This window comes from Pseudomonas paraversuta (assembly GCF_904067025.1).
Lineage (GTDB): Bacteria > Pseudomonadota > Gammaproteobacteria > Pseudomonadales > Pseudomonadaceae > Aquipseudomonas > Aquipseudomonas paraversuta.
In genome coordinates, this window is sequence record NZ_CAJFDA010000001.1 from 1,116,240 (window position 1) to 1,128,976 (window position 12,737).

The following is a 12,737-nucleotide window of genomic DNA, read 5'->3' on the forward strand; positions in this document are numbered from 1 at the left end:
GCGATCGCATCACTGCGGTTATCCAGAACAATCGGGTTGTCTGCATCGCAGGCAAGCCAGTTCCTACAGGATTTATGGCGCCTGAAGGCCGAGTATCAGCCGCGAATGCGCAGGGTCAGACCCTTGAGGAAGTTGCGCAGCAACTGGTCGCCACAGGTGCGGTAGTTGGTGTGGCCGAATTTACGGAACAGGGCGCTCAGCTCGGGCTTGGAGACTGGAAACTCCGAAGCCTTGAGGATGGCGTGCATGTCGTCTTCCTTGAGTTCAAAAGCGACGCGCAGTTTTTTCAGGATCACGTTGTTGGTCACCGGCACTTCAATCTTGACCGCTGGACGGCTGTCATCCTTGCCGCGCTTGAAAATCACCAGACCATCAAGGAAGTGCGCCATCACTTCGTCAGGGCAGCGCACAAAACCTTCTTCTTCGTCTTTTTTCAGGTAGGTCAGGACGTCTTCTTTAGTGACGTCCAGGCCACCCAGTTTGATGATTTCCACGACCTTGTTGTCGCTGATGTCGAGCATGTAGCGCACGCTGCGCAGTACGTCGTTATGAATCATTTGGTCAATCCTGATATTCAGCAGTGAGCACCGCAGGCGTTGCTGCGGTGTCGAAATGTTCGGGGCGGTGCGCTATTTAGAACTTTTCTTTGGTCGTCATGTAGCGCCATTGGCCTGTAGGCAGCTTGCCCATCGAGACCCCGCCAATGCGAATCCGGCGCATGGAAATGACGGTAAGGCCTACAGCCTGACAGAACAGTGCAATAACGCCCGGTTGAGGGTTTTTCATTGCAAAGCGTAGGCGGTTTTCACTCTGCCAGCTGGCTTTAACCGCAGGCAGCTCGCGACCTTTGTAGGTCATGCCGTGATTGAGCCGGTTCAAACCGTGGGGAGCCATCTCGCCAGAGACTTCGACCACGTATTCCTGCTCGATTTTGTTGGCGTCGGCGGTCAGCTTGCGGACGATTTTCCAGTCCTGGGTAAACACCAGCAGGCCGCTGGCGTTGGCCTGGAGTTCGTTGCCAACGCTCAGGCGCAGAAAGTGGCCCTTGAGCGGACGCTTGCCGTAGCGGTGCTCTTCGCTCAGTGACTCGGGGCCGATCAGGGCCATGGCGCTGTCAGTATCCAGGCCTGGCGGAGCGTTCAGCAAAATGGTCACAGGCTCGGGGGCCGTGGCCTTGGCTTGCGGGTCCAGCTCGACTTTTTGGTTGTCGACCTTGAATTGCGGCTCGTCGATGACTTCGCCATCTACCGTGACCCAGCCACCTTCAATGAACAGTTCGGCCTCACGGCGGGAGCAGCCGACGAGTTCGATGAGGCGTTTGGAGAGACGTATCGGTTCAGACATGACAGGGGCCGTAAAGGAATTGGGCGGCTATTGTACCCGCCTGGCGCCGGTTAAGCCCGGCAACATTTGCCTTATGCGCGTGTTGGGCGCTTATACCGCAGGTGCAGTAGCGGATAAGGCTGGCCCATGCCGTCTTTTTCGCTGCGTCCGACCACCTCAAAGCCCTGCTTGAGGTAAAAGCCGATGGCTTGCGGGTTTTGCTGATTGACGTCCAGTGCCTGTGCATTCAGTTCGTCGATGGCGAATTTGAGCAGGCACTTGCCAATGCCCTGGCCCCGGAAGTGCGGGTGGATGAAGAGCATTTCAACCTTGCCCGCAGCTACTCCGGCAAAACCGCTGATGCGTTTGCTGACAGGATCCTTGCAGCAGATCAGCATCACGGCGTCCAGATAATGGTCTTTGACCAGTTGGCGCAGTTGTTGAATATAACTGTCGGGCAAAAAGTCATGGGTGGCGCGAACCGAGGCTTCCCACACGTCAGTCAATTCTTCGAAGTCCGTAAGGCGGGGTGTATGGATAGCCCATTTCTGTTGCATCGTGCATGTCTCCTGACGATGGAAGCGACAGGTTTACGATAGCCGTAAAAAAAGCCCTGACGCCAGGGCGGCAGGGCTTTTTGAGACGCGGTCGCTGTTTAGATGACTTCAGCCCACAAGTCATACTCGTCAGCATCGGTCACACGGCACATGATCTTGTCGCCGGGCTTGATGTCTTTTTCGGTGGCGATAAATACGTTGCCGTCGATTTCCGGAGCGTCGAAGAAGCAACGGCCAACAGCGCCTTGCTCGTCTACTTCGTCAATCAGGACTTCGATTTCCTTGCCGATTTTCATCTGCAGGCGGGCCGCGCTGATGGCCTGCTGGTGGGCCATGAAGCGGTCCCAGCGGTCCTGCTTGATGTCATCCGGCACGATGGCCGCGTCCAGCAAGTTGGCCGGAGCACCTTCCACAGGGGAGTACTGGAAGCAACCTACGCGATCCAGTTGCGCTTCTGTCAGCCAGTCGAGCAGGTACTGGAAGTCCTCTTCGGTCTCGCCCGGGAAGCCGACAATGAAGGTCGAGCGGATGATCAGGTCCGGGCAGATGACGCGCCAGTTCTTGATGCGGGCCAGGGTCTTGTCTTCAAATGCCGGGCGCTTCATGGCCTTGAGCACTTTCGGGCTGGCGTGCTGGAACGGGATGTCCAGGTACGGCAGGATCTTGCCGGCGGCCATCAGCGGAATCAGCTCGTCAACGTGCGGGTACGGGTAAACGTAGTGCAGGCGTACCCAGACACCCAGCGAGCTCAGTGCTTCGCAGAGTTCGGTCATGCGGGTCTTGACCGGCGCGCCGTTCCAGAAACCGGTACGGTATTTCACGTCTACGCCATAGGCGCTGGTGTCCTGGGAAATCACCAGCAGCTCTTTGACGCCGGCCTTGACCAGGCGCTGGGCTTCGTCGAGGACGTCGCCTACCGGGCGGCTGACCAGTTTGCCGCGCATCGACGGGATGATGCAGAAGCTGCAGCTGTGGTTGCAGCCTTCGGATATCTTCAGGTACGCGTAGTGACGCGGCGTCAGTTTGACACCTTGAGGCGGCACCAGGTCGATCAGCGGGTTGTGGTTCAGGTTGGGCGGCACGGCGTCGTGCACGGCGTTGACCACTTGCTCGTACTGCTGCGGGCCGGTGACGGCCAGCACGCTCGGGTGAACATTGCGGATGGCGCTTTCTTCCACGCCCATGCAGCCGGTCACGATAACCTTGCCGTTTTCCTTGATGGCTTCACCAATCACTTCCAGTGATTCAGCCTTGGCGCTGTCGATGAAACCGCAGGTGTTGACCACCACGACATCGGCGTCCTGGTAGGTAGAGACGACATCGTAGCCTTCCATACGCAGCTGCGTGAGGATGCGTTCGGAGTCGACCAGGGCTTTGGGGCAACCCAGGGAGACGAAGCCGACCTTGGGGGCGGCTGGCGTGGTAACGGTGGACATGGCGAACCTCGGTATGTAGTGACGTTACATGCCCGTAAAGGCTGCACGACGAACGGGCGCTTGATGCGCCTCTGATCAAAAAAAGTGCGCAATTTTAGCTATGGTCAACGCAGTTGACCAGCGTTATACAGGGATTTACGACGAGTGCTGCGCTATGCTGCGCGCCGTTGCGAAAATAGGGTTTTTAAACAGCGCGATTTCGTCAATGTGAGTCGGAAAATCAGCGCATGCTGCTGATCAAAAGTGGCGCAAACCATTAAGAAGCACGGTCCGTGATCGTAGGAGTGGTTGATGGGGCAGGTAAGTAGTCAGGCTGCAGAAGACGGTCACGCAAAGGTAAAGCCCATCGGGATGCTGGTTGCTGCAGTTGGCGTGGTGTACGGCGATATCGGCACCAGTCCGCTGTACACCCTTAAAGAGGTGTTTTCGGGCGGCTACGGAGTACAGGTCAGCCACGATGGCGTGTTCGGCATTTTGGCGTTGATCCTGTGGTCGCTGATCTGGGTCGTGTCGATCAAGTACGTTCTGTTTATCCTGCGGGCCGACAACGAGGGCGAGGGCGGGATCATGGCCCTTACCGCGTTGGCGCGACGGGCTGCTGCGCCTTATCCCAGGCTGCGCTCGGTGCTGGTCATTCTGGGTTTGATCGGGGCTTCGCTGTTTTACGGCGACAGCATGATCACTCCGGCGATCTCGGTACTGTCTGCTGTCGAAGGGCTTGAGCTGGCGTTCACCGGGCTGGAGCGCTGGGTGGTGCCCCTGTCCCTGGTCATCCTGATTGCGCTGTTTTTGATCCAGCGCCGGGGTACCGCCATGCTGGGCAAGCTGTTTGGCCCGATCATGGTGCTGTGGTTTGTGGTGCTGGGCGGACTCGGGATACACGGCATCTTGCAGCATCCTGAAGTGCTGAACGCGCTGAACCCGGTGTGGGGTGTACGTTTCTTTGTCTCTCACCCGGGCATGGGCGTTGCCATTCTGGGCGCCGTGGTGCTGGCTTTGACGGGGGCCGAAGCGCTGTATGCCGACATGGGGCACTTCGGGCGCAAGCCGATTGCCCGGGCCTGGTTCATTCTGGTATTGCCGGCGCTGGTGCTGAACTACTTCGGCCAGGGGGCTTTGTTGCTGGAAAACCCGGAGGCGGCCCGCAACCCTTTCTATCTGTTGGCACCCAGCTGGGCACTGATCCCGCTGGTGGGCCTGGCTACCCTGGCGACCGTGATTGCATCCCAGGCCGTGATTTCCGGTGCGTTCTCCTTGACCCATCAGGCCATTCAGCTGGGTTATGTACCGCGTATGCATATCCAGCACACCTCCAGTGCCGAGCAGGGGCAGATTTATATCGGAGCAGTGAACTGGTCCTTGATGGTCGGGGTTATTTTGCTGGTGCTGGGCTTTGAGTCCTCCGGCGCTCTGGCTTCGGCCTATGGTGTGGCCGTGACCGGGACCATGCTGATCACCAGTATTCTGGTATCGGCGGTGATGCTGCTGCTGTGGAAGTGGCCGCCAGTTCTGGCGGTCCCGGTGTTGATCGGCTTTCTCCTGGTGGACGGCCTGTTCTTTGCCGCCAACGTGCCGAAAATTGTCCAGGGCGGTGCATTCCCGGTACTGGCGGGGATTGTGCTGTTCATCCTGATGACCACCTGGCGGCGCGGTAAACAGCTATTGGTCGACCGTCTTGATGAAAGCGCGTTGCCGCTACCGCTGTTCATCAGCAGCATCCGGGTGCAGCCGCCGCATCGGGTACAGGGTACGGCCGTGTTTCTGACCGCCCGGCCAGATGCCGTGCCCCACGCGCTGCTGCACAACCTGTTGCACAACCAGGTGCTGCATGAGCAGGTGGTATTGCTGACCGTGGTCAACGAAGATTCGCCGCGGGTGCCTGCCCAGAGGCGTTTCGAGGTGGACTCTTATGGCGACGGCTTCTTCCGGGTGATCTTGCACTTCGGCTTTATGGATGAGCCGGATGTGCCTGAAGCGTTGAAACTGTGCCATCTCGACGAGCTGGATTTCAGTCCTATGCGCACCACCTACTTCCTGAGCCGGGAAACGGTGATTGCCTCCAAGATTGTGGGCATGGCGCGTTGGCGCGAGACGCTGTTTGCCTTCATGCTGAAGAACGCCAACGGCAACCTGCGATTCTTCAGGCTGCCCGTCAACCGGGTAATTGAGCTGGGAACCCAGGTCGAGATGTAGCGCTGTCGAGATGACCAAAAAAAGCCCCGGTTCGTGAGAACCGGGGCTTTTTTGTTGCTGACTGCTGCAGGGTTGCGGGGGGTTACGGTGCGGTTGCCTGATGCTTCTTGATGACGTCTACCAGGCGCTGGGCCAGAGCCGGGTAGTTCTCGTCAAAGTGATGGCCCCCTGGCAGCTTCATGCTTTCACCGACGGCGGTCTTGGCAGTGCAGCCGCTTTCATCGACTTCTTCCGCGCCATAAATGCACACCACTTTGGCGGCAGGCAGCCTGGACATCTCTTCGCCGGTATCGGCTTCTGCGCCGGCTTTGCCAAGCCAGCCGTCGACGTGGATTTCAAAGCTGCCGCTACGGGCAAAAGCCAGCAGGATGATGGCGTCAACGCGCTTTTGCTCGGCTTCAGGCAGGCGGTTGAAGGTGGCAGGCAACACGTCGGCACCAAATGAATAGCCGACCAGTACAAAGCGCTGGGTACCCCACTTTTGCCGATAGTGCTGCATCAGCTCGGTCAGATCGGTAGCGCTTTGCTCCGGGGTCTTGTGCTGCCAGTAGTAGCGCAGCATGTCGATGCCGACCACCGGGTAGCCGATCTTCGCCATCTCGCCGGCCACGTCGCGGTCCAGGTCGCGCCAGCCGCCGTCACCGGACAGGAACAGGGTCACGGTGCTGTTTTGCTGGCCGGCCGGTACTTCGACCACAGGCATGTTCAGCCCGCCGTTTTCATCCCCCACCAGTATTTTGCGCAGCTCATTGCTGAGTACTTGGGGGTAGTGAATGTCGTAGTCGCTGATGCTGGTCTGAGCATTCGGTTGATCGCGTACGAAGGCGGCGCTCGGGTCGTCAGGGTTGTCGTTCCAGGCCACCAGCCAATTGCCGTGTGCCGCCGACTTGGGCAAGGGCAGGGTGCAGCCGGGTTGTTCGAGCATGAAACCGACTGACACGGCTTGTGCCTTGTCATCGGTTTGCCCGGCCAGCCAGCGCCAGGCCAGGGTTGCGCCAGGACCTATGCCACTGACCAGCGTGGCAGGGCCGTCAAGCTGTTGCAGTGCGTTCTGCAGGGTCTGTTGCTGCAGGGTGCAATCTTCCTTGGGCAGGATCACCTGCACCAGTTGTGCTTTGCCGCCACGGCTCAAGGCCATCAGCTGGGTGTCGCTCAGTGCTTCTTCGACCGGAGTGGCTATTACGATCCGGGCCCTGGCTTTCTGGCCGGGTATCACTTTGGTCAGGGTCGAGCCGTCGGTTTGGCTCAGGTGTTCTATCGTCGGTTCCGGGGCAGGACGACTCCAGAACCAGTAGCCGCCTGCTGCAAGCGCGACCAGAACTATCAAGGTAAGCAATAAAAACCGCCAGGAACGATGTTTCATTAACGTTTCACCAATCCAGTCAAGCCGCCTGCAATCAGGGCGGCGGTATCAGCCAGTGCCACCAGCGGATCAAGTCCTGCGGGCACGGCCATATAACGAGGTTCCCAGTCAGGCTGGAATTTGTCTTTAAAGCGACGCAAACCCTGGAAGTTGTACAGGTGCTCGCCGCGCTGGAACAACATCGACCCCAGACGCTGGGTCAAAGGCGCTCCGCGACGCGGTTGCAGACCGGACAGGGGTACCATTCCCAGGCTGAAACGTGCGTATCCATGCTTTTTATAATGTTGAATCAGGCCGACCATCATGAATTCCATGGTCAGTTTTGGGGCCTCCGGGTGGGCGCGCATCAGGTCGAGGCTCGACAGTTCATGACTGTGGGTCTCAAGCAGGTTGGCGAAAGCCACCGGTTTGCCTTCAAAGCGGATAATGGCCACGCGAAAGTGCTTGATGTACTCGGTGCTGAATCTTCCGAGGGAAAAGCCTTTTTCGCGCACGTTCTTGCCCGTCAGCCAGGCATCGGAAATCACCTTGAGCTCATCCATCGGCGCCTCTCCCGGCTCATGGATTTCCAGTGACAGGCCATCACGTGTGCCGCGATTCCAGGTGTAGCGCAGGTCTTTCATCTCTTTGCCTTTGGCTTCGAGATCAAAACGGTGCAAGTCGACCCGGGCTTCTTCGCCGAGTTTGATCGCGGTCAGGCCAATGTCCATATAGAACGGCAGGTTCTCGGCACGCACTTGATAAAACACCGGCCGGGCGTGGTAGATATCGCACAGGTCACGGAACTGCCAGATCAGCTCGGCCCGGGGCTGGTTAGGCCCGATGGGGTCATACAGTGCCACCAGGCTGCGGCCTCGGCGGGCGTACATCAGGAAGGCGTTGTCGTCCGGATGGAACAGCAGGGCCTTGTCGCCGGTCAGGGCCAGGCCGCCATCGGGCTGATCGGAGGCCAGGAGGATTTTCTCGGCCCTTTCCAGCTCCCCGGCGTCCGGCAAGTGGATTACCGGGCGCGCGGTGCGCAGCAGCCAGGTCAGCGAAACAATCACCAGCAGCACTGCCGCGCCCATCAGTGAGCGCAGGCCCCGCGGGGCGTCAGAATCAAGGGTGAACTGCCACCACAGCTGATGGCTATAAGGAACGTCTTGATAGGCGAACAGCAGCAGCCAGATCGAGGCACCCAGGACGCAAATGCTGGCCACCAGATACAGTGGCGAAAAGGGTAGTTCGGTCAGGCGGCTCGGGCGGTAGAACGAGCGGCGAAACAGTCCCAGCAGGCTGGCGGTGAGAACCAGAATGGAGGCTTCCTCCCAGTCAAAGCCTTTGAGCAGGGAAAGCACGGCGCCCACCAGCAGCAAAATGGTGGTCAGCATCCAGGCTGCCGACAAGCGCCGGCGCAGGCCCTGGGCCAGTAGCAGGCACAGAACCCCGATCAGGCTGGCGCCGAAGTGCGAGGCGTCAATCAGGCGATGGGGGATCAGGAAGCCGATGTGTTCCAGGCGGGTGTCGATCTCGGGAGTGGCGCCCGAGAACAGCAAAACCACCCCGGACATAAACACCAGAACAGCCAGGACCGGTGCCGCGAGGCCTGAGGCCACCCGCAGGCTTTGGCGGGTATGAATCAGTCGTTGGGCTTCGTTGATCAGCAGCATCAGGCATGCGACCAGCAGCGGCATGATCACATAGATCATGCGATACAGCAGCAGGGCCGCAGCCAGGGGTGCGGCACCCAGTTGGTTGGCAAAGGCGGCAAGCAAGATGGCTTCAAAGACCCCGACGCCGCCCGGCACATGGCTGAGTACGCCGGCAGCCAGCGCCAGCAGATAAACCAGCAGGAATGGACCAAAAGGCGGTGCTTCAGGCAGCAATAAATACAGGACTGTGGCCGCAACGGCGACATCCAGTGCCGTAATGACCAGCTGCAACAGGGTCAGGCGCGGGCTTGGCAGACGCAGCGTGCGGCGTCCGGCCTTTACCAGCAGGTTGTCGGGGATCGGCTGCTCGGGCAGGCGACGTCGATAAATACCCAGCGCCAACAAGCCGAATAACGCCAGAACCGCAAAAGCGATCGCCCCCAATAGATAGGCGGGAATATGCAAGGCGGCGGAGGCCGCAGGCAGGTTGCTCAGGGTTGCCAGCGCCGCCAGGGGCGGTAGTGCGCAGCCCAGGGACAGGCTGGCAAACAGCGTCATATGGGCGACTTCAGAGGCGCCAACACCATGTCGTGCATACAGGCGATAACGCACAGAGCCGCCGGACAACAGTGACAGGCCGATGGCGTTGCCAATGGCAAAGGCGGTAAAGCCCCCTAGGGCCAGGGTTTTGGGGGGTAGCTTGACCCCTGCATAACGACTGGCGGACCACTCGTAGCCGAGCAAAATCACGAATCCTGCGGCCGTCGCAGCCAGGGCGCCGAGGAGGGCGGGCTTGGGGACTTCCAGAATTGAGTCTTGCAGGGCATATAGATCAAGCTCGCTGAGCAGATGCCGGCACGCGATCAGCGCAATCGCAAACAACAGTAAAGTGAGTGCAAGGCCAATGGGTTGACGGTATTTGCTCAACAAATCCAGCCAGCGCAAACGAGTTGCGGCAATCGGGTGGGCTGCTGTAACGGCTTCTTTAAGTTCTGGCGAGTTATCGGGCATCAATCACCTCGTGGATCGTGCGCGACAGGATGGGGGCATAAACTCAAGTTACCAATCCTTTTGGCTAAAGTTTTTCAAAATATTGCCAGTTGTTTGTCTGAGGTTCAGGTTTGGCGTTTGAAAAAAAGGTAATTGCCGGCCCACAGCATAGTCGAACGGATTTTCAGAAATATGATGTTTATTTTTCGCTGGTCGTCTATTGCAGACTTTTCGAGCACGCACAAAAAAGGCCACTCTTTCGAGTAGCCTTTTTTGATGTTTGGTTGCGGGAGCCGGATTTGAACCGACGACCTTCGGGTTATGAGCCCGACGAGCTACCAGACTGCTCCATCCCGCGTCTGTGGGGTGGATTCTACAGCGAATCGCCGGGCTGTCAACCCCTGAATCTCGTAAGCGATTGAAATGTCCGGATTTAATCCTGCGCCTCCGGTCGGGGAGGGGGAGCAAAAACACCCGGGCACAAAAAAGGCCACTCTTTCGAGCAGCCTTTTTATGTTTGGTTGCGGGAGCCGGATTTGAACCGACGACCTTCGGGTTATGAGCCCGACGAGCTACCAGACTGCTCCATCCCGCGTCTGTGGAGCGCACTCTACAGTGATGCGCTGGGGAGTCAACCTTTAATGCGAAAATGCACTAAATAAGATCAATGCAGCTGGTTTTCAGGCGACGGCCTGATCCTGGTCGGCTCGATCCTGCAGGAGAGCTCCCCGGTCTTCAAGATTGTTCCGCTGTACAAGGGGAGAGGTTGTTGCGAGCAGATCGCTCTTTGTGCGGCGGGTCATAAAACAGGCGCGCACAAAAAAGGCCACTCTTTCGAGTAGCCTTTTTCGATGTTTGGTTGCGGGAGCCGGATTTGAACCGACGACCTTCGGGTTATGAGCCCGACGAGCTACCAGACTGCTCCATCCCGCGTCTGTGGGGTGGATTCTACAGCGATACGCTGGGCTGTCAAACCTTAATTTAGAAAAAAGTGTTCTGGTTCAATCGCTTAGATAAAAGTGCGGGTTATAAAAACGGCTACAGGGCAGGTAGCGTATGGGGTCCAGCTCTATTAGAGGGTGTAATTCGATTAGAAAAACAAATTCATGAGCGGTATTTCCCACGCCTGTCGGGGAGAATCCACACTACTGGTGCTATATACAGTTCCCGGTGACATACTGATCTTCTGTATTGCCTACCCTATAAAGAACACCGCCCTACATGACCCAGCGCAAAATCATCCATGTCGACTGTGACTGTTTCTACGCCGCTATTGAAATGCGTGATGATCCGAGTCTGGCGAACAAGCCCATGGCAGTCGGCGGCTCGGCTGACCATCGTGGGGTTATTTCTACCTGTAACTATGAAGCGCGGGCTTTTGGCGTGCGTTCGGCGATGGCGTCCAGACATGCACTGAAATTGTGTCCGGATCTGGTCATCGTCAATGGCAGGATGGATGCCTATAAAGAAGCCTCCAGAGAGATACACGGCATCCTGCGTGATTACACCGAGCTGATTGAGCCGCTGTCGCTGGATGAGGCCTATCTGGATGTGTCTGACAGTCCGCATTTTGCCGGCAGCGCTACGCGTATCGCCCAGGATATCCGGCGCCGTGTGTCCAACCAGTTGCACATCACCGTGTCTGCCGGTGTGGCGCCCAATAAATTCCTGGCCAAGATCGCCAGTGACTGGAAGAAACCCAACGGACTATTCGTGATCACTCCGGATCAGGTCGAGGATTTTGTCTCGGCGTTGCCGGTCAATAAGCTGCATGGGGTGGGCAAAGTCACGGCCGACAAGCTTGGACGGCTGGGGATTGAAACCTGCCTGCAATTGCGGGACTGGAACAAGCTGGCGCTGGTGCGTGAATTCGGTAGTTTCGGTGAGCGATTGTGGGGTTTGGCACGCGGGATAGATGAGCGTCTGGTGCAGAGCGACAGCCGACGTCAGTCGGTCAGTGTTGAAAATACCTACGATACGGATTTGCCTGATCTGGCCAGCTGTCTAAGCAAACTCCCCGAGCTGCTCGCGACCCTTAATGGACGCATTGCCCGCATCGACAGCAGTTATCGTCCCGGCAAGCCGTTCGTTAAAGTGAAATTTCACGATTTCACCCAGACCACACTGGAGCAGTCCGGTGCGGGGCTTGATCTTGAGAGTTACCAGGATTTATTGAGTCAGGCATTTGCACGCGGTTCCAAGCCCGTTCGATTGCTCGGGCTTGGTGTGCGTTTGCAGGACTTGAACAACGGGTTTGAACAGCTGGAGCTGTTCAGGCGTTAGCTGATCCCGGGATCAGCCACCAGCCGACCGGCATTTTTGGTCAAGGATTGAAGGAATTCACGTTGTAACTCGGGATCGTTACGGGTGAGTTCGATCAGGCTTTGTTCCAGTTCGCTGGCTTCTTCTTCCAGACCCAGTTCCGACAGGCGCTTGACCCGATGCACCCATTGGTTGACGTCGTCACCCTCAAGGTCGTCGTAGATCAAGTTGTGCGCTTCCAGCAGCTTTCCGCGCAGGCCACTGCTGATCGACAGGGTCGAGTCCGAGTGGGTCTCGTCCTGGGCATCCTCAACCATGATGGTTAATTTGCCGATGTGATTCAGGTCCTGCTCGGCAAAAGGGCTGTCCAGCAGGTTGAGGCGCAACACGCCATTGCGGTCGGTGGTGAGTTCGTGGGTCTGTTTGCCGGCTTTTACCACCACCGGACGCTCAGCCCATGGCAGGCTCGAATATTCCAGGCGCTTGTCGCGCTGAACATCCTCGATCCCTGCCAGGTTCTGCTCGGCGCGACCGTGGGACTGTACGTTCATCGCCGGGTTCACGCCGGCGAAACCGTAGTTGATCCAGTCTTTGGTCACGCTGTCAGGCAGTTGCCCAAACATGAACACGTTCAGCACATTGGCGCCCACCCCGGCGACAATCGCCACCGCACCCAGTGGCACTTCATAGATCTCGCGCCAGGGCTGATAGGGCGTGTAGCGGTCGTAATGACGGGTGACATCGAACTCAGTGACTTCAAAAGTCTTTTGTTCGTTGATGCGCACACGGCGTTGCGGCAGCTCCAGCACCGAAGGTGAACCGACATCAATCTGCAGGCTGTGGGCCAGTAGTTTGCGCTCGATGCGCTCCTCGTGTTCGCTGCGTTGCGACATGTGATTGGCACAGCCGCTCAGCAGCAGGGCGCCGCACATGGCGGCGCCCCCGAGGGTCAGGGTGTTTCGATTGAACATGACGTCTCTAT

At 58.1% G+C, this 12,737-nt stretch carries 9 protein-coding genes and 3 tRNA genes; 2 read left to right on the plus strand and 10 right to left on the minus strand.

The window, feature by feature from the left end; all coding sequences use genetic code 11:
• Positions 1-95: 95 nt before the first annotated feature.
• The 4 genes from JQ848_RS05305 to rimO all read right to left on the minus strand — a co-directional run bounded on the left by JQ848_RS05305 (position 96) and on the right by rimO (position 3,316).
• A complete protein-coding gene (locus JQ848_RS05305; protein WP_003443012.1) occupies positions 96-557 on the minus strand; it encodes a YehS family protein in 462 nt (153 codons plus the stop codon).
• Between the two features lie 76 nt (positions 558-633).
• Entirely contained in the window at positions 634-1,344 is a 711-nt protein-coding gene (locus JQ848_RS05310; protein ID WP_003443011.1) for an rRNA pseudouridine synthase, read from the minus strand.
• Between the two features lie 71 nt (positions 1,345-1,415).
• Entirely contained in the window at positions 1,416-1,880 is a 465-nt protein-coding gene (locus JQ848_RS05315) for a GNAT family N-acetyltransferase (RefSeq protein WP_202210330.1), read from the minus strand.
• 98 nt (positions 1,881-1,978) lie between these two features.
• Entirely contained in the window at positions 1,979-3,316 is a 1,338-nt protein-coding gene (gene rimO, locus JQ848_RS05320) for a 30S ribosomal protein S12 methylthiotransferase RimO (RefSeq protein WP_003443009.1), read from the minus strand.
• A 291-nt stretch (positions 3,317-3,607) separates the two neighbouring features.
• On the opposite strand from rimO, the gene JQ848_RS05325 reads away from it, so the two are divergent.
• Entirely contained in the window at positions 3,608-5,509 is a 1,902-nt protein-coding gene (locus tag JQ848_RS05325) for a potassium transporter Kup (RefSeq protein ID WP_003443008.1), read from the plus strand.
• Positions 5,510-5,591: 82 nt separating this feature from the next.
• Here the strand turns inward: JQ848_RS05325 and JQ848_RS05330 are convergent, their stop codons facing one another.
• The 5 genes from JQ848_RS05330 to JQ848_RS05350 form a co-directional block, all read right to left on the minus strand.
• Positions 5,592-6,872 carry a virulence factor family protein gene (locus JQ848_RS05330; RefSeq protein WP_202210331.1) on the minus strand — a complete coding sequence of 427 codons (1,281 nt, stop codon included), beginning with the start codon at positions 6,870-6,872 and terminating at the stop codon, positions 5,592-5,594.
• Positions 6,872-9,514, minus strand: coding sequence for a bifunctional lysylphosphatidylglycerol flippase/synthetase MprF (gene mprF / locus JQ848_RS05335; RefSeq protein ID WP_161718206.1), 2,643 nt, complete (start codon positions 9,512-9,514; stop codon positions 6,872-6,874). Before mprF ends, JQ848_RS05330 begins: the two co-directional genes overlap by 1 nt.
• A 260-nt stretch (positions 9,515-9,774) precedes the next feature.
• Positions 9,775-9,851 (minus strand) — tRNA-Met (locus tag JQ848_RS05340).
• A 160-nt stretch (positions 9,852-10,011) separates the two neighbouring features.
• Positions 10,012-10,088: transfer RNA gene (locus JQ848_RS05345), tRNA-Met, on the minus strand.
• A 261-nt stretch (positions 10,089-10,349) separates the two neighbouring features.
• Positions 10,350-10,426, minus strand: a tRNA-Met gene (locus tag JQ848_RS05350).
• A 288-nt stretch (positions 10,427-10,714) separates the two neighbouring features.
• On the opposite strand from JQ848_RS05350, the gene dinB reads away from it, so the two are divergent.
• Positions 10,715-11,776, plus strand: a complete 1,062-nt coding sequence (gene dinB, locus JQ848_RS05355; protein WP_003443002.1) for a DNA polymerase IV — start codon at positions 10,715-10,717, stop codon at positions 11,774-11,776.
• On the opposite strand, the gene JQ848_RS05360 is transcribed toward dinB, so the two are convergent.
• Positions 11,773-12,726 carry a hypothetical protein gene (locus JQ848_RS05360; protein WP_003442999.1) on the minus strand — a complete coding sequence of 318 codons (954 nt, stop codon included), beginning with the start codon at positions 12,724-12,726 and terminating at the stop codon, positions 11,773-11,775. The genes dinB and JQ848_RS05360 overlap by 4 nt on opposite strands.
• Between the last annotated feature and the right edge of the window lie 11 nt (positions 12,727-12,737).

Excerpts from the sequence above, each read along its gene's own strand:
- dinB (WP_003443002.1), top strand. The coding sequence starts at position 10,715 with ATGACCCAGCGCAAAATCATCCATGTCGACTGTGACTGTTTCTACGCC.
- JQ848_RS05325 (WP_003443008.1), top strand. The coding sequence starts at position 3,608 with ATGGGGCAGGTAAGTAGTCAGGCTGCAGAAGACGGTCACGCAAAGGTA.
- JQ848_RS05315 (WP_202210330.1), bottom strand. The coding sequence starts at position 1,880 with ATGCAACAGAAATGGGCTATCCATACACCCCGCCTTACGGACTTCGAA.
- mprF (WP_161718206.1), bottom strand. The coding sequence starts at position 9,514 with ATGCCCGATAACTCGCCAGAACTTAAAGAAGCCGTTACAGCAGCCCAC.
- rimO (WP_003443009.1), bottom strand. The coding sequence starts at position 3,316 with ATGTCCACCGTTACCACGCCAGCCGCCCCCAAGGTCGGCTTCGTCTCC.
- JQ848_RS05310 (WP_003443011.1), bottom strand. The coding sequence starts at position 1,344 with ATGTCTGAACCGATACGTCTCTCCAAACGCCTCATCGAACTCGTCGGC.
- JQ848_RS05330 (WP_202210331.1), bottom strand. The coding sequence starts at position 6,872 with ATGAAACATCGTTCCTGGCGGTTTTTATTGCTTACCTTGATAGTTCTG.
- JQ848_RS05360 (WP_003442999.1), bottom strand. The coding sequence starts at position 12,726 with ATGTTCAATCGAAACACCCTGACCCTCGGGGGCGCCGCCATGTGCGGC.
- JQ848_RS05305 (WP_003443012.1), bottom strand. The coding sequence starts at position 557 with ATGATTCATAACGACGTACTGCGCAGCGTGCGCTACATGCTCGACATC.